This is a genomic window from Burkholderia arboris (genome assembly GCF_038723655.1).
In the GTDB taxonomy this organism is placed as follows: domain Bacteria; phylum Pseudomonadota; class Gammaproteobacteria; order Burkholderiales; family Burkholderiaceae; genus Burkholderia; species Burkholderia arboris.
In genome coordinates, this window is the sequence record NZ_CP109822.1 from 1,667,450 (window position 1) to 1,686,542 (window position 19,093).

The 19,093-nt window shown below is 66.9% G+C and carries 16 protein-coding genes; 4 read left to right on the top strand and 12 right to left on the bottom strand.

Features of this window, described 5'->3' with window-relative positions:
• Positions 1 to 85 precede the first annotated feature (85 nt).
• Together ahpC and OHZ10_RS24840 are read right to left on the bottom strand one after the other, a co-directional pair.
• The gene (gene ahpC / locus OHZ10_RS24835) at positions 86 to 649 is read right to left on the bottom strand and encodes an alkyl hydroperoxide reductase subunit C (protein WP_006488685.1); all 564 of its coding nucleotides are present in this window, start codon (positions 647 to 649) and stop codon (positions 86 to 88) included.
• 152 nt (positions 650 to 801) lie between these two features.
• Positions 802 to 1,698, bottom strand: coding sequence for a LysR substrate-binding domain-containing protein (locus tag OHZ10_RS24840; RefSeq protein WP_059237086.1), 897 nt, complete (start codon positions 1,696 to 1,698; stop codon positions 802 to 804).
• 178 nt (positions 1,699 to 1,876) lie between these two features.
• Between OHZ10_RS24840 and OHZ10_RS24845 the strand changes: the two genes are divergently transcribed.
• The 3 genes from OHZ10_RS24845 to OHZ10_RS24855 are packed head-to-tail and all read left to right on the top strand — an operon-like array spanning position 1,877 to position 4,837.
• Positions 1,877 to 3,043: a branched-chain amino acid ABC transporter substrate-binding protein gene (locus OHZ10_RS24845; RefSeq protein WP_342705960.1), complete on the top strand. Its 1,167-nt coding sequence runs from the start codon at positions 1,877 to 1,879 to the stop codon at positions 3,041 to 3,043.
• A gap of 26 nt (positions 3,044 to 3,069) precedes the next feature.
• Entirely contained in the window at positions 3,070 to 3,594 is a 525-nt protein-coding gene (locus OHZ10_RS24850; protein WP_059237084.1) for an L-2-amino-thiazoline-4-carboxylic acid hydrolase, read from the top strand.
• The gene (locus OHZ10_RS24855; protein WP_059237083.1) at positions 3,587 to 4,837 is read left to right on the top strand and encodes a Zn-dependent hydrolase; all 1,251 of its coding nucleotides are present in this window, start codon (positions 3,587 to 3,589) and stop codon (positions 4,835 to 4,837) included. Before OHZ10_RS24850 ends, OHZ10_RS24855 begins: the two co-directional genes overlap by 8 nt.
• 82 nt (positions 4,838 to 4,919) lie before the next feature.
• On the opposite strand, the gene OHZ10_RS24860 is transcribed toward OHZ10_RS24855, so the two are convergent.
• Together OHZ10_RS24860 and OHZ10_RS24865 are read right to left on the bottom strand one after the other, a co-directional pair.
• A complete protein-coding gene (locus OHZ10_RS24860; RefSeq protein WP_342705961.1) occupies positions 4,920 to 5,402 on the bottom strand; it encodes a GNAT family N-acetyltransferase in 483 nt (160 codons plus the stop codon).
• A 29-nt stretch (positions 5,403 to 5,431) separates the two neighbouring features.
• Complete coding sequence (locus tag OHZ10_RS24865; RefSeq protein ID WP_342705962.1) at positions 5,432 to 6,268, bottom strand: cytochrome c; 837 nt, start codon at positions 6,266 to 6,268, stop codon at positions 5,432 to 5,434.
• A gap of 243 nt (positions 6,269 to 6,511) precedes the next feature.
• Between OHZ10_RS24865 and OHZ10_RS24870 the strand changes: the two genes are divergently transcribed.
• Entirely contained in the window at positions 6,512 to 7,357 is an 846-nt protein-coding gene (locus OHZ10_RS24870; RefSeq protein WP_342705963.1) for a DUF3626 domain-containing protein, read from the top strand.
• Between the two features lie 29 nt (positions 7,358 to 7,386).
• Here the strand turns inward: OHZ10_RS24870 and OHZ10_RS24875 are convergent, their stop codons facing one another.
• The 8 genes from OHZ10_RS24875 to OHZ10_RS24910 all read right to left on the bottom strand — a co-directional run bounded on the left by OHZ10_RS24875 (position 7,387) and on the right by OHZ10_RS24910 (position 18,524).
• Positions 7,387 to 8,655 carry a hypothetical protein gene (locus OHZ10_RS24875; RefSeq protein ID WP_407045091.1) on the bottom strand — a complete coding sequence of 423 codons (1,269 nt, stop codon included), beginning with the start codon at positions 8,653 to 8,655 and terminating at the stop codon, positions 7,387 to 7,389.
• On the bottom strand, positions 8,652 to 10,475 hold the full coding sequence (glmS, locus tag OHZ10_RS24880) for a glutamine--fructose-6-phosphate transaminase (isomerizing) (RefSeq protein WP_342705964.1): 1,824 nt from the start codon (positions 10,473 to 10,475) through the stop codon (positions 8,652 to 8,654). Before glmS ends, OHZ10_RS24875 begins: the two co-directional genes overlap by 4 nt.
• A 118-nt stretch (positions 10,476 to 10,593) precedes the next feature.
• Complete coding sequence (locus OHZ10_RS24885) at positions 10,594 to 11,082, bottom strand: Biofilm PGA synthesis auxiliary protein PgaD (RefSeq protein ID WP_342705965.1); 489 nt, start codon at positions 11,080 to 11,082, stop codon at positions 10,594 to 10,596.
• Positions 11,060 to 12,331, bottom strand: coding sequence for a poly-beta-1,6-N-acetyl-D-glucosamine synthase (gene pgaC, locus OHZ10_RS24890; protein WP_174991886.1), 1,272 nt, complete (start codon positions 12,329 to 12,331; stop codon positions 11,060 to 11,062). Before pgaC ends, OHZ10_RS24885 begins: the two co-directional genes overlap by 23 nt.
• Positions 12,328 to 14,421: a poly-beta-1,6-N-acetyl-D-glucosamine N-deacetylase PgaB gene (gene pgaB / locus OHZ10_RS24895; RefSeq protein ID WP_340625083.1), complete on the bottom strand. Its 2,094-nt coding sequence runs from the start codon at positions 14,419 to 14,421 to the stop codon at positions 12,328 to 12,330. Before pgaB ends, pgaC begins: the two co-directional genes overlap by 4 nt.
• A gap of 15 nt (positions 14,422 to 14,436) precedes the next feature.
• The gene (pgaA, locus tag OHZ10_RS24900) at positions 14,437 to 17,139 is read right to left on the bottom strand and encodes a poly-beta-1,6 N-acetyl-D-glucosamine export porin PgaA (RefSeq protein WP_342705966.1); all 2,703 of its coding nucleotides are present in this window, start codon (positions 17,137 to 17,139) and stop codon (positions 14,437 to 14,439) included.
• Between the two features lie 104 nt (positions 17,140 to 17,243).
• Positions 17,244 to 18,050: a hypothetical protein gene (locus OHZ10_RS24905; RefSeq protein WP_342705967.1), complete on the bottom strand. Its 807-nt coding sequence runs from the start codon at positions 18,048 to 18,050 to the stop codon at positions 17,244 to 17,246.
• Positions 18,051 to 18,113: 63 nt separating this feature from the next.
• Positions 18,114 to 18,524, bottom strand: coding sequence for a hypothetical protein (locus tag OHZ10_RS24910; protein ID WP_059237072.1), 411 nt, complete (start codon positions 18,522 to 18,524; stop codon positions 18,114 to 18,116).
• Between the last annotated feature and the right edge of the window lie 569 nt (positions 18,525 to 19,093).

A 19,093-nucleotide genomic window follows, 5' to 3' on the forward strand; every position in this document is an offset into this window, starting at 1 on the left:
CGGGCACGTCGTGCCGGAGGAGGGGGCGGGCCGCGCTGCGGCGGCCCGCCGCCGCGCGCCTCGTGCGAGGCGCGCGGCGCGATCGTCAGATCTTGCCGATCAGGTCGAGCGACGGGGTCAGCGTTTCCGCACCCGGCGTCCACTTGGCCGGGCACACTTCACCCGGGTGCGCCGCGATGTATTGCGCAGCCTGCACCTTGCGCAGCAGTTCGCCTGCGTCGCGGCCGATGCCGTTGTCGTGGATTTCGCACAGCTTGATCTCGCCTTCCGGGTTGATCACGAACGTGCCGCGCAGGGCCATTCCTTCTTCCTCGATCAGCACGTCGAAGTTGCGCGACAGCGTGAGCGTCGGGTCGCCGATCATCGGGTACTTGATCTTGCCGATCGTGTCCGACGTGTCGTGCCATGCCTTGTGCGTGAAGTGCGTGTCGGTCGACACGCCGTAGATTTCGACACCCAGCTTCTGGAATTCCGCGTAACGGTCGGCGAGGTCGCCCAGCTCGGTCGGGCAGACGAACGTGAAGTCGGCCGGGTAGAACACGACGACGGACCACTTGCCCTTGAAGTTCTCTTCCGAGACGGGCACGAAATCGCCGTTGTGGTAAGCGGTTGCCTTGAACGGCTTGATTTGGGTGTTGATGATCGGCATCTGGAGAATTCCTTTTCGTCAGTGGTGAGTGGAGTGTTGCCAGTATCCGGGTTCACCCTGAGTTTGGGAAATTGCTTGTTTCAATCCGGGGCATCGGGATTTTCTATCTGCTTCCGGCCCTTGATTGCGTGGAGCTGGCGGGATGCCTCCGCTCAAATCCCCGCCATCTTCCTCAGCCACGCCGCCAGCCGCCGAGCCCCGTCCGGCATATCCGCGTCTTCGCGCGTGCACAGGTAGTAATCGCGCCCGTCGTCGAGCGCGTGATCGAACAGCTTCACCAGTTCGCCGTTCGCCAGCTCGCGCTCGACCAGCGGCGCACGCAGCAGCGCCGCGCCGAGATCCGCACGCGCGGCGCTCAGCGTGAGCTGCCCATCCTCGAACATCGGTCCCACCGCGTGTGACACATGCCGCACGCCGGCGCCCTGCAGCCAGTTGACCCACGTGCTGCGGTCCTCGTCGTGCACGAGCGGCGCACGCGCGAGATCGGCCGGCGTGCGGAACGGCCCGTGGCGCTTCAGGAACGACGGGCTGCACATCGGCACCATCGCGCCCGGCAGCAGCCGCTCGCAGCGGTAGCCGGGCCAGTCGCCGGTGCCGAAGCGGATCGACAGGTCCGACGCATCGCTTCGGTAGTTGCGGTGATGTGCGTACAGCACCGTCACGTCGACGTCCGTGTTGTCCGCGAGGAACGCGTGCAGCCGGGGAATGAACCAGCCGATGCCGAGCAGCGGAATCAGGCTGACGGTGATCTGCCGCAGCGACGAACGGTCGCGTACGAAGCGCGTCGCGCTGCGCAGCACCGAGAACGCGGCGCTGATCGACCGGTAGTAGTCGCGCCCTTCGTCGGTGAGCGCGAGCAGCCGACCCTCGCGCACCGTCAGCGGCGTCTGGATGAATGCTTCCAGCAGTTGCAGCTGATGACTGACCGCCGACGGCGTGATGTCGAGTTCGCCCGCCGCCGCGGTGACCGATCCGAGACGCGCAAACGCTTCGAACGCACGTACCGCGCGCAGCGGCGGATCGTGCGGCAATTGTTCGATATTTTTCATGTGTCGAATTTTATCGAAAAGTCAGGGAAAGCGACAACATGAAAATATCCTTTGTTTACAGGGTTGTGCTTTAATGTGCCGAGAACGGCATAAGCATCCAACAATTGGGTATTTGGGGTTTGGGTGATGAATATTTAATATTTTTCATGTTTTGATCCGATTCACCGATCCCTCGCACATGAAAATCGCATTTCTCCACGCCAGCCTCGCATGCTCGGCGGCCGCCCTGGTCGCCTCCGTTCCCGCGTTCGCGCAATCCGCGCCGCAGACGATCCTGATCGGTCTCGCCGCGCCGCTTACCGGCCCCTCCGCGCGGATCGGCAAGGATCTGCAGAACGGCGCGCAACTCGCGATCGACGACGCGAACGCGAAACATCCGGCCATCGGCGGCAAGCCGGTCGTCTACAAGCTCGTCGCAGCCGACGACCAGTCCGACCCGCGCACGGCCGTCGCGGTCGCGCAGCAACTCGTCGACCAGCACGTGATCGGCGTCGTCGGTCACTGGAACACGGGCTGCAGCGTGCCGGCGTCGCGCGTGTACCGCGATGCGGGCATCCCGCAGATTGCGCCGGCGTCCACCGGCCATCAATACACGCAGCAGGGCTACGCGACAGCGTTCCGCATCATGGGTCACGACGACGCAGGCGGCAATTTCACCGGCGCGCACGCGGTGAAGACGCTGAAGGCGAAGCGCATCGCGGTGATCGACGATCGCACGTCGTTCGGCGCGGGGCTGGCCGAGCAGTTCATCAAGGGCGTGCAGGCGAACGGCGGCACGATCGTCGATCGTCAGTACGTGAACGACAAGTCGACCGACTTCAGCGGCGTGCTGACCGCGATCAAGGGCAAGCGCGCGGATCTCGTGTTCTTCGGCGGCCTCGACGCACAGGCCGCGCCGATCTCGCGCCGGATGCGCCAACTCGGCGTGAACGCGCCGCTGCTCGGCGCGGGCGGCTTCGTGAGCCAGACCTTCCTGTCGCTCGCGGGCAAGGACGGCGACGGCGTGACGGCGCTCGAGCCGGGCCTGCCGCTCGACCGGATGCCGGGCGGCAAGGCGTTCGACACGCAATACCAGGCACGCTTCCGTGCGCCGATCGAACTGCATGCGCCGTTCGCGTACGACGCGGCCGCCACGCTGATCGCGGCCGCGCAGAAGGCCGGCACGACACAGCCGGCGAAGCTGGTCGCGGCGGTGCGCGCGATCGAGCGGCCAGGCGTGACGGGGCGCATCGCGTTCGACGCCGAAGGCAACCTGAAGGACCCGGCTTTCACGATCTACCAGGTGCGCGGCGGCAAGTGGACCGTCGTCGATGTGCTCGGCGGCGCGCGCACCGCAGTCAAGTAAGCAACCGGACAACGAAGACGATCCCCATGACCGAAGCGACCCAGACATCCGCCGCCGCACCCGAGGACACGCGCCTCGGGATCCTCGCGCGGCGCCGCATCGAAGCGGAAATCATCAAGCCGATCTACGAAATCATGAAGCGCGAGTTCGGCGCCGAGCGCGCGCAGGCCGTGATCGCGGAAGCCGTGCGCGGCGCGGCCGTCGACGCGGGCCGCACGTTCGCCACGCAGGAGCCTGGCGGCACGAGCGTGCAGTCGTTCATCGCGCTGCAGGTGCTGTGGGAGAAGGACGATGCGCTCGATGTCGAGGTGCGGCGTGCGGACGACGCGCACTACGACTACGACGTGCATCGCTGCAGCTACGCGGAGATGTATCACGCAATGGGGCTCGGCGAGATCGGGCACCTGCTGAGCTGCGCGCGCGACAGCTATTTCATCCAGGGCTATGCGCCCGACATCGCGCTCACGCGCACGAGCACGATCATGCAGGGCGGCAAGCGCTGCGATTTCCGCTACGCACGGCAAAGCGTGCCGGAGAACGGCGATGCGTGACGACACCGTGAATGCGCCGCGTGTCGACGGCGACCGTCTGTGGACGTCGCTCGAGCGGATGGCGCAGATCGGCGCGACGCCGAAGGGCGGCGTCTGCCGCCTCGCGCTGACCGATCTCGATCGCGAATCGCGCGACCTGTTCGTGCAATGGGCGCGCGACGCCGGCTGCACGGTGCGCGTCGACCGGATGGGCAACGTGTTCGCGCGCCGCGCGGGCCGCAACCCCGATGCCGCGCCGGTGATGACGGGCTCGCACGCCGATTCGCAGCCGACCGGCGGCCGCTACGACGGCATCTACGGCGTGCTCGGCGGGCTGGAAGTCGTGCGCGCGCTGAACGATGCGGGTATCGAGACCGAGCGTCCGGTCGACGTCGTGATCTGGACCAACGAGGAAGGCTCGCGCTTCGCACCGGCGATGGTGTCGGCCGGCGTGTTCTCGGGCGTCTATACGCTCGAATACGGGCTGTCGCGTACCGACGGCGCGGGCAGGACGATCGGCGAGGAACTCGAACGGATCGGCTACGCGGGCGCCGAACCCGTCGGCGGCTATCCGGTGCACGCGGCGTATGAACTGCATATCGAGCAGGGCCCGATTCTCGAACGGGCCGGCAAGACGATCGGCGTCGTGACGGCCGGGCAGGGGCAGCGCTGGTACGAAGTGACGCTGACCGGCGTCGACGCGCATGCGGGCACGACGCCGATGGAGGTCCGTCGCGATGCGCTGGTCGGTGCCGCGCGGATGATCTCGTTCATCGAAGTGCTCGGCCGCCGTTACGCACCGTATGCGCGCGCAACGGTCGGGATGATCGAGGCGCGGCCGAATTCGCGCAACACGGTGCCGGGCGGCTGTTTCTTCACGGTCGAATTCCGTCACCCCGACGATGCGGTGCTCGACGAACTGGATGCGGTGCTGCGTGCGGAGCTTGCACGCGTGGCCGACGAAACCGGGCTCGGCGCGCAGATCGAGCAGATCTTCACGTATGCGCCGATCCCGTTCGCGCCGCGCTGCATCGACACGGTGCGTGATGCGGCCGAGGTGCTCGGGCTGTCGCACATGGATATCGTGTCCGGCGCGGGCCATGACGCGTGCTATGTCGCGCGGGTTGCGCCGACCGGGATGATCTTCGTGCCGTGCGTCGACGGGCTGAGCCACAACGAAGCCGAAGCGATTACGCCCGAATGGGCGGCGGCGGGGGCCGACGTACTGTTGCGTGCGGTGCTGCAGAGCGCGCAGGAAGCCTGAGGGTGATGCGCGCGGCCCGGCGGGAAGGGGTTCGCCGGGCTGAACGTGCATCCTTCCGGCGCGGCGCCGCGCGCGGGTGGCGTCAGGCTGACGGCAAACGCCGATCGATGTAACGGCGCATCACATGGAACGCCGTATCGGTGCGGCCCGGCATCGTCATCAACGCGTCATCGGCCGCAAACCCGAGCTGTTCGTAGAACCGGTACGCCGCTTCGCGCGCCGTACACCAGACGAGCGCGGCGCCGCGTTGTTCCGCGTGCCGCACGCAAACCTGCACCAACACACGCCCGAATCCCATGCCGCGCACGGCAGGGTGGACGGCCATCCCGCGCAGCCGCCACGCCGGCCGCGCAGGGTCGTCGTCGCGCGGCTCCTCGCAGAGCGATGCGACTGCCACGATGCTCGACCGGCCGTCGCGCACGCCGACGTGCAGCGTCGTCGGCGCATGGTCTCCCGCCAGTTCGCACGCGGTCAGGTCGCCGTTCAGCAGGATCGTCGCCCTGAGCGGGTGCGTCTGCACGGCGTCGATCGGTGCGATGGTGAACAGCGTGTCGCGTGGCGTCATCAACGTCCCCTGGATGATCCGGCTGCCCGTTATTTGCCGGCCTTGCGCTTTGCCCTATCCGCGAGATACGCGACGATCTGGTCGAGTTCGCGGTCGCTCAACTGGTCGGGCGGAAACGCCGGCATGCTGCGGCCCGGCCAGTCGCGCACCGATGCCGGGTTGCGGATATAGCGGCGCAGCGCGGCCGGCTGGAAGTAGTCGACCGGATTCATCGGCGCGTTCAGGTCAGGGCCGGCGTGGCTGCTGCCCGCGCCGTCGAGCCGGTGGCACGCGAGACATTGCGTGACGAACAGCCGCTGTCCCGCGCGGGCCGGATCGTTGGCGGGCAATGCGGCATCGACGGCGAGCGACGGCCAGCGCGCGAGCGGCGACGATTCGATCGTCACGCGCACGATCTGGTACGGCCACTGCTCGCCGCGCACCGACGACGCATCCGGCCCGAGCCACACGAGGTAGAACGGCCCGGCGCTGACCTGCTTGCCGGGCAGCTTCGGCCACGGATGGGCCGGATCCTCGATCGCGAGCCACGGGACGGCGCGGGACGGTGCCTGGCGGCGCACGAGATCCATCGGCAGTTGCGCGGCGAAGCCGTCGGCCGCGCGGGTTTCGAGCACGCCGTCGGCCGGCAGCGGCGTATCGCCGAGCAGCGCGGCGAACGGCACCGCGCGGAACGTCATCGGCCGGCCATACGCGATGTCGCGCGGCACGTGGATGTCCGTGGCGTCGGGGCGCGCGAGCAGCGTCTGCCGGGTGAGGGTGCGGGCCGTGCCGTCGGTTTCGAGTTCGAGCGTGGGCTGGGCCGACGCGCGTTGTCCGATCAGGCAGACCATCAGCAGCACGAGCGAAAACCACTGGCGCTTCAGCATTCGTTCTCCTGGGAAGGGCGTTCCGGCGGCGGCAGGAGGCGGGCGCCGCGGCCGATGGAAGGAATCGGGCGACAGTCTATCCGCTACGCGCGGCGCTGGCGAATTCTGCGACGGAGGGGCGATCGGAGCACGTGCGCGGTAGTATCGTGCTTCGGCACGTGCCCGACGCGGCCATCCGCCCCGGCGCCGGGCCGGCAACGCCACGATACCGTCGGCAACGTTCGACGCTACCGGACACCACGCATGGACACTGCCGCAGACCGGGCGCTCGCCCATATCCGACGATCCTGGCCGCCGCCGGAGCGGCTGGGCGCTGCCTTCCCCGTTACGCTCAATTTTCATCCGGACACGCTGGCCGCCGGCATCGGCACGCTCGAGCGGATTGTCCGCGACGGCATGTACCGGTCGCAGTTCGAAACGGCGACGAGCAACGGCGGCCTGACTGCGTATCCCGGCGGCGATCGCTGGCAATGGGAAAGCAGGATGTTCGGGCGGGCATACGATGATGCCGATCCCGCACTGCGGCCCAAGTACGGTGCGCTGAATCATCGGCTCGATCCGGTTGGCGGATCGAGACGCTTTGGATCCTGTCATTTGCGTCTGCGCAACGACGTGCACCGGCGAACGACCTTCTGCTATCCGGATAGCCATTACCAGCCCGCGCATTTCGCGATCCAGGACTGCACGGCGCTGATCCCGCTCGCGGCTGAAAACCGCGACGGGCTCGATGCGCTGCTCGACAACTACATCGAGGCGCAGGTCCACGGTGCGGTCAGTCTCGGCGACGATGTCGACGCGATCGTGCTCGATCCGAGCTATCGCGATACGCCGGTCGAGGCGGCGGCGGGGCGGTCGGGCTGCCGGGTCGAGTGGCACGGCGGTTTCCGGCTGTCGCTGGATCGGCTTGCCGAGTGCGAGCAGTTCCGCGGGCCGGCGGCGGCCGATGCCATCGCGCAGATTGCCGTCGACCGCGTCGTGACGCCGGCCGTGCTCGGCCGCGCGCGCGACGGCTTGCTCGACTACCAGACGGCCAAGTGGGTGTGGCATTGCGTGGCGCGGTTCGGCCAGGGTAGCGGGATCGCCGGCTGAACGGCTTCAACCGGGCGGGTCATGCGGCGTCAATGACTCGAACAAGGCACTTCGCCGTTCGGCATCGGCGTGTCGCGCTCCGCTTCGAAATCGGCTTCGCGCGTGCCCGACGGCGTCAGCGACACGAAATGCATCGCCGTGCCGCGCGCCGGGAACCCGGCGATACCGGTCGAGCCCCACGGAATCGGCGAACGCTGCATGCCACTTACCGAAATGTCCGAGGCCCCAAGCGCCAGCGTCAGCAGCCGCCCGTCGCGGGTCGGTACGTACGCATGCGTGCCGGAGACCCCGATGCCGGCTTCGCGCACCGACGCCGGCAGGCAATCGAGCGTCGCCGTGCGGCGGCCGTCCGGGGCGATCAGGATCGCGACGCCGCGATCGTCCGCTGTCGTCGTGACGACGATGAAGCGATCGATTTCCGGCACATAGGCCGACGAGTACACGTAGTACCGGATCCTGTCGTTCAGCGTCCCGAGCAGGTCCAGCCTGGCCGTGACGGGATCGAACGTCGCGTACTCGAGCGTCGCGTCGGTGCTGCCTTCGATGAATTTCTGCCAGACGAGCAACGCGGTGCGCGGCGAGCCCGCGATCACGGGCCACCACTCGCGGCGGTGCGGCGCGACCGCCACGTGGTTCAGCACACGTCCGGCCGCGTCGTAGGTTTTCAGGTAGACGCCGTTGCCGGTGCCGAGATTGTCGACGCCGCCGCCGTTGACCCAGTCGGCCGAATAGAACACGACGAAGCGTTCGCCGACCGTTGCGACATGGCCCGAATGGCCGCCCGGCTCGACGTCGTTCGGGTAGGGCTTGACGGGCTTCAGGTCGCGTCGATAGACGCCATAGCGCTGGCTGACTTCCTGCGGTGCGTTCCAGCCGTCCTCGAACGTGACGAAGATGTCGCCGCGCGCGTTCTGCGCGATCGATACCGGTTCCTGTGCCTCGGGGCGGCTGATGAACGTGCGGACATGCAGCAGGCGCGGCTTGCCCGGCAGCCATTCGCCGACGTACACGTCATGCGGCCAGTTGCCGTTGCGCAGCGCGCCGCGCGGCACGATGCCCGAACTGCTGAAGAACACCCAGCGCTTGCCGTTGCCGGCATCGGCCACGCCGATGCCGTGCATGAAGCGGCGCGGGTCGCCGGTTTCCTGCGGCGTCGACGCCGCCGGCACGGCGACCGTATGCACGGCCGGCGCGACCGCGAGCGCGAACAGCGGCACCGCGCCGATGCAGCACGCGCCGCAGAGCGCGGCCGCGACGCGCTTCACGGCCGCCCGCGCCGGGCGCATTCGCCGCGTCATTCGACGGTCACCGATTTCGCGAGGTTGCGCGGCTTGTCGACGTCGGCGCCGCGCGCGCAGCCGACGTGATAGGCGAGCAGCTGCAGCGGGATCACGTTGACGATCGGCGACAGCAGGTCGCCCGACTCGCGTACGCGGATCAGGTGCGTGTCGCGGTCGGCGTCGATTTCGAGCTGGTTGCCGGCCAGCACGTAGAGCCGGCCGCCGCGCGCGCGAACCTCGGCCATGTTGGACTTCAGCTTCTGGAACAGGCGGTCGTCCGGCGCGATCGTGACGACCGGCATCGCGCTCGTGACGAGTGCGAGCGGGCCGTGCTTCAGCTCGCCGGCCGCATAGCCTTCCGCGTGGATGTACGACACTTCCTTGAGCTTCAGCGCGCCTTCCATCGCGATCGGGAAATGGATGCCGCGCCCGAGGAACAGCGCGTTCTCGGTGTGCGCGAACTTCGCGGCCCAGCCCATGATCTGCGTTTCCAGCGCAAGTGCGTGGCCGATGCGGCCGGACAGCGCACGCAACTGCTTCAGGTGCATCGCGACGTGCGCCGCGTCGAGCCGGCCGCGCTGTTGCGCCAGCGTCAGCGTCAGCACGAACAGCGCGACGAGCTGCGTCGTGAACGCCTTGGTCGACGCGACGCCGAGCTCGATACCGGCTCGCGTGAGAAACCGCAGCGGCGCGTTGCGCGCGATCGTGCTGGTCGCGACGTTGCAGATCGCCATCGACAGCGCCTGGCCCATCGCGCGCGCCTGTTCGAGCGCGCCGATCGTGTCGGCCGTTTCGCCCGACTGCGAGATGCCGACGACGAGCGTGCGCGGATCGGCCACCGTGTCGCGGTAGCGGAATTCGCTGGCGATCTCGACCTGCGCGGGAATGCCGGCGATGCTCTCCAGCCAGTATTTCGCGGTCAGGCCCGCGTAGTAGCTGGTGCCGCAGCCGAGCAGCAGCACGCTCCTGACTCTCGACAACAGCGCGTGCGCGCCGTCGGTCGCATCGAACAGCGCCGGCGAGATCGTGTCGATGCCGTCGAGCGTGCTGTCGATCGCCTTCGGCTGCTCGAAGATTTCCTTCTGCATGAAGTGCTGGTACGGACCGAGCGCGGCGTCGCCTTCGCGCGCCTTCACTTCACAGAGCGGGCGCCGGGCTTCATGCCCGCCCGAGTCGATCACGGCGATGCGGTCCGGCGTGATCAACGCGACATCGCCGTCTTCGAGGTAGACGAAACGGTCGGTCAGGTCGCCGAGCGCCGCGCAGTCCGACGCGAGGTAGTTCTGATCGGCGCCGATGCCGATCACGAGCGGCGAGCCGGCGCGCGCGGCGACGAGGCGCTGCGGCTCGCGTGCGCTCAGCACCGCGATCGCATACGCGCCGTGCAGCCGCTTGACGGCGCGCACGACCGCGTCGAACAGGTCGTCGCGATAGACGCTGTGGATCAGGTGCGCGATCACCTCGGTGTCGGTCTGGCCGCGAAACGTGTAGCCGCGTTCCCGCAGCTCGACGCGCAGCGCGTCGTGATTCTCGATGATCCCGTTGTGCACGACCGCGATCGTGTCGCCGGACATGATCGGATGCGCGTTCGTTTCCGACGGTGCGCCATGCGTCGCCCAGCGGGTATGCGCGATGCAGGTCTGCGCTTCCAGGCCGAGCGTCAGCACGCGCGCCTGCAGGTCCGTCACGCGCCGCAACGTGCGTTCGCTGCGCAGACGGCCGTCGCCCTGCACGGCGATGCCGCACGAATCGTAGCCGCGATACTCGAGCCGGCTCAACGCATTGACCAGTTGCGGCACCTGATTGTTCAGGCCGCTTGCTCCGACGATTCCGCACATGATTCACCTCGTCCAGAAGAAGTTGCCGGCCTGCCGGCGATGCATGGCAGCGCGGCGTCAGGAGCGGCGCCGCGCCGCACGGATGGCGTCCCGTGCGCGGCGGCGCGTCTCCGCTGAATTACTCGCGGGGCTGCGGCCCCGCGTGGGCGACCCATTCGATGCCGGAAATGGAGCCGTTCGCGTCGTGCGACGCGACGAGAATGCGTGTCGTGCGCCGCGCGCCACGCCGGCGGGCGCCGGCCAGCGCGGTGGCCGGCACCGAGCGCACCTTCGCGCTGGCCGAGCGCCGCAGCATCTTCGACACGCGCAGCCGGTAGGCGAGCGGATGCACGACGCGCCCCGCGATCAGCCACGTGACGATCGTGCCCGCGATGGTCGCGATCGCGGTCCCGTAGAACACCATCTGTTCGATCGGCATCTCGGCCTGGTTGAACGGCAGCAGGTAGCGGTACGTATAGATGCAGATCGACGCCCACACGGCTCCGACCAGCGCCGGCCGCACGAGGCGGAACCAGACGACCAGCACGGAGCCGGCGATGCGGCCGCGTTCGGCGATCATTTCGCGCGGCGTGCGCAGGGAAAGGTCAATAATCGGCGCGTTCTTCATGTTGAATGCCTCGGTCGGGGCTGACCCATACGGCCCGCTTGCCGCGGCCCCGCAGCACGACGGCCGGCAGGGCGACGACGGTGGTGATCATGCTGATCAGCCAGAAAGCAACGGGATACCAGATGGTGTCCAGGAAATACATCAGGAGTTTTTCGTCATACTGACGATCGATCATGCTGCCGATGATCAGCTGCAGGATGCAGGTGGCGACCAGCAGCATTCCGTGCCAGTGCGGCACGACCGATACGTGCCAGCTCGGCGGCAACGGGTAGACGACGTCGACCAGCGCGAGCAGCAGGATGAACGACATCGAATAGGCCCACGCGATGCCGATCAGGTATTCGACGAACAGCGGCCACATCATCATCTGCGTCGGCCGCGCGAGCGTGCCCGCATATTTCATCAGCACCTGGATGCCGCCTTTCGACCAGCGCAGCCGCTGCCGGTAGAGGCCCTTCAGCGTCTCGGGCATCAGGATCCAGCTCAGCGCATGCGGCTCGTACACGACGCGCCAGTCGCGGCACTGCAGCTTCCAGCTGATGTCGATGTCCTCGGTCAGCATGTCCGAGCTCCAGTAGCCGACGTCGGCGAGTGCGGTCTTGCGGAACATCGTGATGACGCCCGACACCGTGAAGATGCGGCCGTACACCTGCTGCGTGCGCTTGATCAGCCCGACGATCGACGAGAATTCGCCGACCTGCATGCGGCCGAGCAGCGACGTGCGCGTGCGGATGCGCGGGTTGCCGGTCACGGCGCCGACGCCCGGGTCGGTCAGGAAGTGCTCGAGCATCCAGCCGATCGCATCGTGCGCGAGCAGCGCGTCGCCGTCGATGCAGAGCAGGTACTCCGCATTGGATATCGCGGCCGCGGTGGTGAGCCCGACCGCCTTGCCTTCGTTGCGTGCGTGATGGATCACGAGCAGCCGTGGAATCTCGACGGCCAGCTCGTTGAGGATCTCGCCGGTGCGATCCTGGCTGCCGTCATTGACCGCGATGATGTCGTAGTTCGGATACTGCATCCGGGTCAGGTGGCTGATCACGCTGCGCGCGTTCGCGGCTTCGTTGAAGCAGGGCACGATGATCGAGATCTTCGGGATGCCGCTCGACGCGATCGTCCGTGTCGACAGCTCGCGGCCTTCTTCCAGCAGGAAGTAGTGCACGACGCCGCCGATCATCCACAGATACGACATGAAGAACGGGTAGTAGAAGACGAAATCCTGCAGGCGCTGGATGATGCCGTGGGTGGTCATGGCGTCTTTGCTCCGTGCGACTGCTGCATCTGCATCAGCGCGTTGATCGAGGTGGCGTCGAGGCGTGACTTCAGCGACATCACGTCGCGCATCGTGTCGAGCTCCGGCTGGCCGTTCAGGAAGTTGTCCGGGTAGTACCCGAAGTTCACGGCGCCCTCGCTGCGTAGCCGTCGCATCTGGGCGAGCAGCGTGCTGGCCGGCACGTCCTTGTGCGCGTGCCAGTCGTACGACTGCAGTTCGAACACGGTGCGTTGCAGCCCGCGCTGCTTCGCGCGCACGGCCCGCACGAGCTGGTCCAGCCAGCCTTCGGGGTCCTTCGCCTGCTCCATGTACGGCATCGCCATCAGCGCGACGTAGTCGTAGGTGGCGAGGAAATCGTCGTAGTTCTGCGCATACCACGCTTCCGACTCGGGCTTGAGCACCGGCAGCGCGAAGATGTTGCGCGCGGTCAGCACGTCGCCGACGTTCTGGTGCGCCAGCACGATCTGCTCGAGCTGCCGGGTCAGGTCGATCAGATAACGCGATTTCTCGCGCGTCCAGCGCTTCATCAGGTCGGGGTTCTCGCGGATCTTGCCGACGTCGGCCGGCAGCCCCCATTGCGAATAGGTGCGCAGCGCGTGCTGGCCCGCATCCTCGTAGTCGTCGAGCACGGCGTCGTCGCTGAACAGGATGCCGCTGAACGACGCGTGCTTGCTGAGATCCTCGTAGATCTGCTGGATCATCAGCCGCGCATCCGGATCGAACGGGCTCAGCCGGAACACGCGCGTGCCGCTCTCGCGGGCCGGCGCGCCGCCGTATGCGCTGACGGCCTCGAGCCCGCGCTGCTTGTCGGCCGGCGGCCGGAACGCGAGCACCGGCATCCACGCGTACACCTGCACGTTGGAGCGCGTATTGAGCTGCCACGCGGCGCGCGAGAACAGGTCGGCGCGCATCGGCAGGTGCCGGTTCGGGAAATACACCGATTCGGCCACGCCGGTGCCCTTCGGGTCCGCAAACGCCTGCAGATACACCGATTTGGGCTGCATCCGGTAGATACGCTCGATCAGCTTGCCGAGATTCGCTTCCTGGCGCGCGGGATCGGGATCGTAGACCTGGTCGAGATCGACCTGCACGGTGCGCTCCGGCACGTCGACGTCGCCGCGGTTGGACGCCGGCTCGCGCATCGAGCGTTCGAACCCGCCGATATCGACGTCGTACATCATCAGGATCCGTCTCAGCCGGTCCAGCGGCACGTCCGGCGTATTCGGGCCGGCATCGAGGCTGAACTGGATGTCCATGCCGAGCGACGTCGATATCTGGCGCACCGGCTGGTTTTCCGCGCCGTAGGGCCACACCATCGAGCGTGCGACGATGCCCGTGTGTTCGTGGATCTGCCGCACGCATGTCTGCAGGTCGTCGTGCACGCGCGCCTGGAATTCGGCATCGGTTTCATAACGTTTCTGGTCCTGCAGGTAGAGGTGCGAGGTGGTCGCCGGCAACTCGTTGCCTTGCGGATTCGCGATCGCGCCATGATGGAGGTTGTGGGTGTGGCAGCCGAGCTCGACGAGGTGCGACTGGCCGAGCTGCTTCACTTCGTCCCACGACATGAAGTAGTCGCGCGGCACCTGGACCTTGTCGCTGATGCGGATCGGCGTATCCGGTGGCGTATCGATCCACGCGGTGACGATGCCCATCACGGCCGGATACTTGAAGCGCTCGAGCAGCGGCAGCACCTTCGTGTAGTGGCTGCGAAAGCCGTCGTCGAACGTGAGCAGCACTGCGCGCGGCGGCAGCGGCCTGCCGCCGTGCCGCGACTCCTCGATCTGCTTGACCGTGACGGTGTGGTAGTTGTTGGTCTGCAGCCACGAGAAGATCGCGGTCAGCGTACCGGTATCGACCGCGAACGGATCGACCATCGCCGTCGGCGACGAAAACGACGCCATCAGGTTGTCGCGCACATCGTGCATGCAGATCACGCGGAATGTCTTGCCGTCGGCCGGATCGGACGGCGGCAGCAGGTCGATCATCTTGGCGTTCGTCACGCCCGGGAACAACGAACAGGCGGCAAACGTGCCGAGGCATCCGCACATGAAGGTCCGTCTGGTTTGCATTGCGCGATCTCCTTGCTAGAACGGCAGGTTGACCGACAGGAAGCCGGTTTCGGAGCGTTCGCGCTGGCCGTCGTACGCGTGGCTGCTGACTTCGACGCCGTAGGTCAGCGTGATGTCGTGCTTGAACGTCCACGCGTGCTCGAGGCGCGCGCTCCACAGTGGACTGGTGCCGAAGCCGCGCTCGTTGTACACGCCGCCGGACACCGACACGCGCTGCTGCAGCGACATGTCGCCTTTCTTCCACAGCGTCAGCTGGTGCATGGCGGTTGCCGCGGCCGCATAGTCGCGACCCGGGTTGAAGTAGGGCGCGTCCTGGCGCGTGTTGCTGTCGGTACCGAGATCCAGCGATACGTTGACGAGCTGGTTCGCGGACGTGTACACGCGCTGCGTGACGTTCGCCGCGATCTCCTGGTGCAGGTTCGAATCGCTGTAGCGGCTCACGCCGTAGCTCAGCTTGACCTGGCGGCGGTCGTTCTGGCGATACACGACCTCGACGTTCGCGGAGCGTCCCCAGATGTGAGCGGCATAGGCCTTCCACGGCAGCGAATTGTCGTTGGTGTCGAGCCCGGCGCTGACCGTCCAGTAGTCGTTCAGCGCATACGCGACCGTCCCGCGGCCGCCGGTTCGGCCGTCCGTGCCGAGCGAGCGCGTGACTTCGCCCTGCACGGTGAGCGGGCCGTGCCGGTAGTCGCCGCCGATGCCCGTCCGCGTGCGGCTGATGTTGCCGCTGTCGGTTTGCGCATAGCCGAAGAACGTATGCGAGAAGACCCGCCAGTTGTCACCGAACGGTTGCGAATACACATAGCTGTCGGACGAGAAGCTGTTGTCCGCCAGCGCGCTGTTGCCGTGCTCGTAGCTCAGGTCGGTCGTGAACACGGGGCTGCGGTACGCGTTGTAGTCGCGCTTGAAGCTGCGCACGGCGCCGCTGTCCGGGAACGTGTTGCCGAGGGTCTGGTCGACGGTCTTCGCGGCCGTGTAGTCGTCTGCCGTGAGTGACGCGCGACCGAGGCCCGCGAGCATCTCGACGCTGTCCGGATGATCGGTCAGCGATGCGCGATACATCGAGATCGCCTGACGCGGATGCGACTGGCCCGAGACCGCGTCCGCGTGCGCGGCGCGGATCTCCGCGTTGAACGGCACCTGTTTCTCGAGCTGTTCGAGCGCGGCGATCCCTTCGTCGACATGACCCGTGAAGATCAGGTATTGCGCGCGCAGCCGGTAGTAGCGCAGGTAGTCGCCTTCTTCCGGGCCGACGCTGGTCACCTGTTTGGCGGGCGGCAGCGACTTGCCCATCTCGTCGAGCGCCTGCTTTGCTTCCGGCGCACGCCCCTGGTCGACGTACGACCAGAACAGCCCTTCGCGCAGTTCGATCGGACGCGTGCGGGCGCCGTACTGGAAGCCGCGGGTCGCGCGGTCGGTCGGCGACGCGGTGGCCTGCTGCAGCGCGCGCCGGTACACGGCGTTGGCCTTGACCGGTTCGCTCAGGTACAGGTACGCATCGCCGACGGCGGCCAGCGCGTCGATCGAGATTTCCGCGTTGGAGGGAATCGTCTCGAACGTCGCGACGGCCGTCTTCATGTCGCCGCGTGCCGCATAGGCGACCGTGCGGTCGCCCGCGAGCGCCGTCCGGACCGGCGTGTATTCCGGCGTGGCCGGCATTCGCCTGTCGAGGTCGTCGGCCGCGCGCAGCGCGTTGTCGAGCCCGTCGAAGCGGTCCGAACTCGTCATCGAACGCGACTTGTCGCGTCCGCCGCGTACTTGCTGGCGAATCGACAGTTCTTCCAGTTGCGCGATGTCGACTGCGGAGAAGGCGTCGGGCCGGGCCTTCGCTTCATCGAGCGCCTTGACCGCGCCGCCGCTCGCCGCGAGGCCGAACACGTCGTTGCGCACCGTCGCGACATCGGCGGTATGAAGATTCGGCGCCTGCGCATTCGGCGTTTCGACGTCGGGTCCTTGCGATCGCTGGATCGTTTCGCCGGGTAGCTGCGCGCCGGGTGTCGCTGAATTCGGTGCCTGGGACGACGGCGGTTGCGAGCCGGGGGGCGGTGTGACGGGCGCAGGCGAGTTCGGCATCGGGGTGCCGGTGGCCTGCGCGGTCGGCGTCGGCGTGGTTGGCTGCGTGGAGGTCGCGGTCTGGGCGAACTGCGGCGGGGCGCCCGACGTGTGCTCGACCGGCGCCGGCGTCTCCGGCTGCGCGGTGCCGGATGCCTGGGCAAGCTGCATCGGGGCATTCGACGTCTGTGCGTGCGATGCGGACGTATTCGGAGGCGCGGTGTCGAAGGCCTGCGCAAGCCGCATCGTCGGGTTCGACGCCTGCGCGACCGGGGCCGGCGCATTCGGCGATGTCGCGCCCGGGCCCGGATCGCCCGGCTGCGGCGCGTCCGGGTCCACCACGACCGTGGTCGGCATCGCCGGGTTCGGTGCCTGTGCGATCTGCATCGACGCATCCGACGCCTGTGCGATCGGTGTCGGCGCATGAGGGGGCAGCGTGCCCGAACCCAGGGCGATCTTCATCGGCGTCCCGGCTGCTTGCATGTCGGGCGCAAGCGCGTCGGGGGCAGCCCCAGCGATTTCTCTCGCGCCGCCCGGTTCCGCGTCGCCTTCGGCGGCAAAGCAGGGGCCGGACGCGACGAGCAGGAGCAGCAATGGCGCATGCAGGAGGATCCGCCGGTTCGGCGGAGCGACGGTGGGGCATTGTTGTTTCCGATTGCTGTCCACGGTGTGTCCTCACTCTGAAACGATCACGTCGGTTGCACGCCCGACGACGCGCGTCGCCGGCCGTCGCACCGCCGGGCGGCGAGGCCCGGCGGCATCCGACCGGTTCACAGGCGATTGCGGATCGCTTGTCCAAGCAACGCGCGCGATTCGCTGTTCTTCGGGTCGATCGCGAGCGCACGGCTCGCGTTCTGCTCCACGCAGTTCCATTCGTCGATCTGCGCGCACGAGCGCGCCTTTGCCAGCGCACGCGCACCTTCCAGTTCCGCAGGTGTGACGCTTGCCGTCTGCATGCGCGCCGTGTCGGTGCCGTACGAGCGCGGCTTCGCCGTGTCGTCCAGGCGCTTTCTCGTGCCCGCCAGCGTTTCGGTTCGCTGCGCGTGATGCGCCGCGCCGTGCCGTGCGATGGCACGACCGGAGGCCGGCGCGGCACCCGTATTGGCGGCGAATGTCATGGGCGTCGCATGGGACGGTTGCCGGTGTTTTGCAACGATGTATGGCGTGGTTCGCGGCGCGGCTTCCGGCTCGACCGCGACCGGGGCGGCCCGCACGGTCGACACCGCGCGTGCCGTCGACGCGGAGGGTTCGGGAATCGGCACCGGCGGCGCGGGCGGCATGACCGGTTGTGCAATCGTCGATGCGGGTGCGGTGGCGACCGTCGCGCCGGACGCACCGGTTGCGCGGGAAGTCGCCGCCACGATCGCGTTGCGGTATTTCCCGACGGCGGTGGCGATCACGCGGGAGATGTCGTGCGCGATGCTCGCGTGGCCGACCACCGAGTCCCGCTCGGCATACGCGAAGAGACCGAAGATCGCGGCGAACGCGACGATGCTGAGTGCCGCGTTCTTTCCGGGCCCCCACGAGGGCTTCGGCTGGCGGGCGGGTGAGTCGTCCGGTCGTTCTGCACGAGTCATTCAATGCTCCTCGATTCGATACGCTGCGGTGAATGACGCGATCGGCGTGGATTCAGGCGACGTTCACCATCGCAACTGCGTGGTGAGCGCGCCCGTCTCGACGATCGCGAACTGGGTGGCGCCTTGATAGGTCCCTTCGACCCGATAGCTCGCATCCGGTACGCTGAACAGGCAGCGCGACCCCGATGCGTTGAATTCGACGAGTACGCGGCCATGTCGCCGCAGGCGTACCTGCACGTCGGCCAGCGGTTGCCCGGTACGGGCGGAAGCAAACGACACGCCCAGGTTGTAGGGCCGGCCGTCGGGGGGAAGCGGTGCCGTTCCGTCGATTCGTGCGTCGCCGCAGATATACGAGATCACGTAGCGGCCCGCGCCCGGACCGGACGCAGGGGCCTGAGCCATTGCATTGATGCAGAGCGCGGAGATGAAGACGCTCAGGAAAGGGCGAGCATGCTGTCGAAACGAGGAAGACATTGCAACCTCCCGTCTGGAGTCAATGACATGCATTTATTCCGAGTCAGATTTGCCGGCGTTTTTTTGCGACACGCTATTGATACACGATGACTTTTGAACCAACAACCGCGTGTGGCACGAATGGGACGAGGGTGAATAATCCTATTTAAATAGGATAACGACGGATTCGTATGACTCGTTTAACGCTGAAGAAAGTCGATATTGCCGAATATGATTATTGCTCGTCGGCAGTGATGATCGAGCACGCATTGAATCACGTCGGAGGTATCGACGTTCGTGCCGAATAATAACGACTGATAAAAGGAATTTTTGCGGCTGTGTTCGCGGCGAATCAATGAAGGTCCGGATACAGGCCGCGCATTGTGAAAAGAGGGTGCGACGTCTTTGTAATTTTTGACTGCCGCAGGTAAATGGAAACTTTTGATTTGTTCTGTAACAGGGTATTTCTGTCCGAAAAATCAGGCTGAATATTCGGATGTAATGACGTGACAGTAAAAAATGCGATATTGAAACGCAAACGTTTGCATTTCGTCTGATATCGATTACGGGTCGGGCACAGGGATATTACG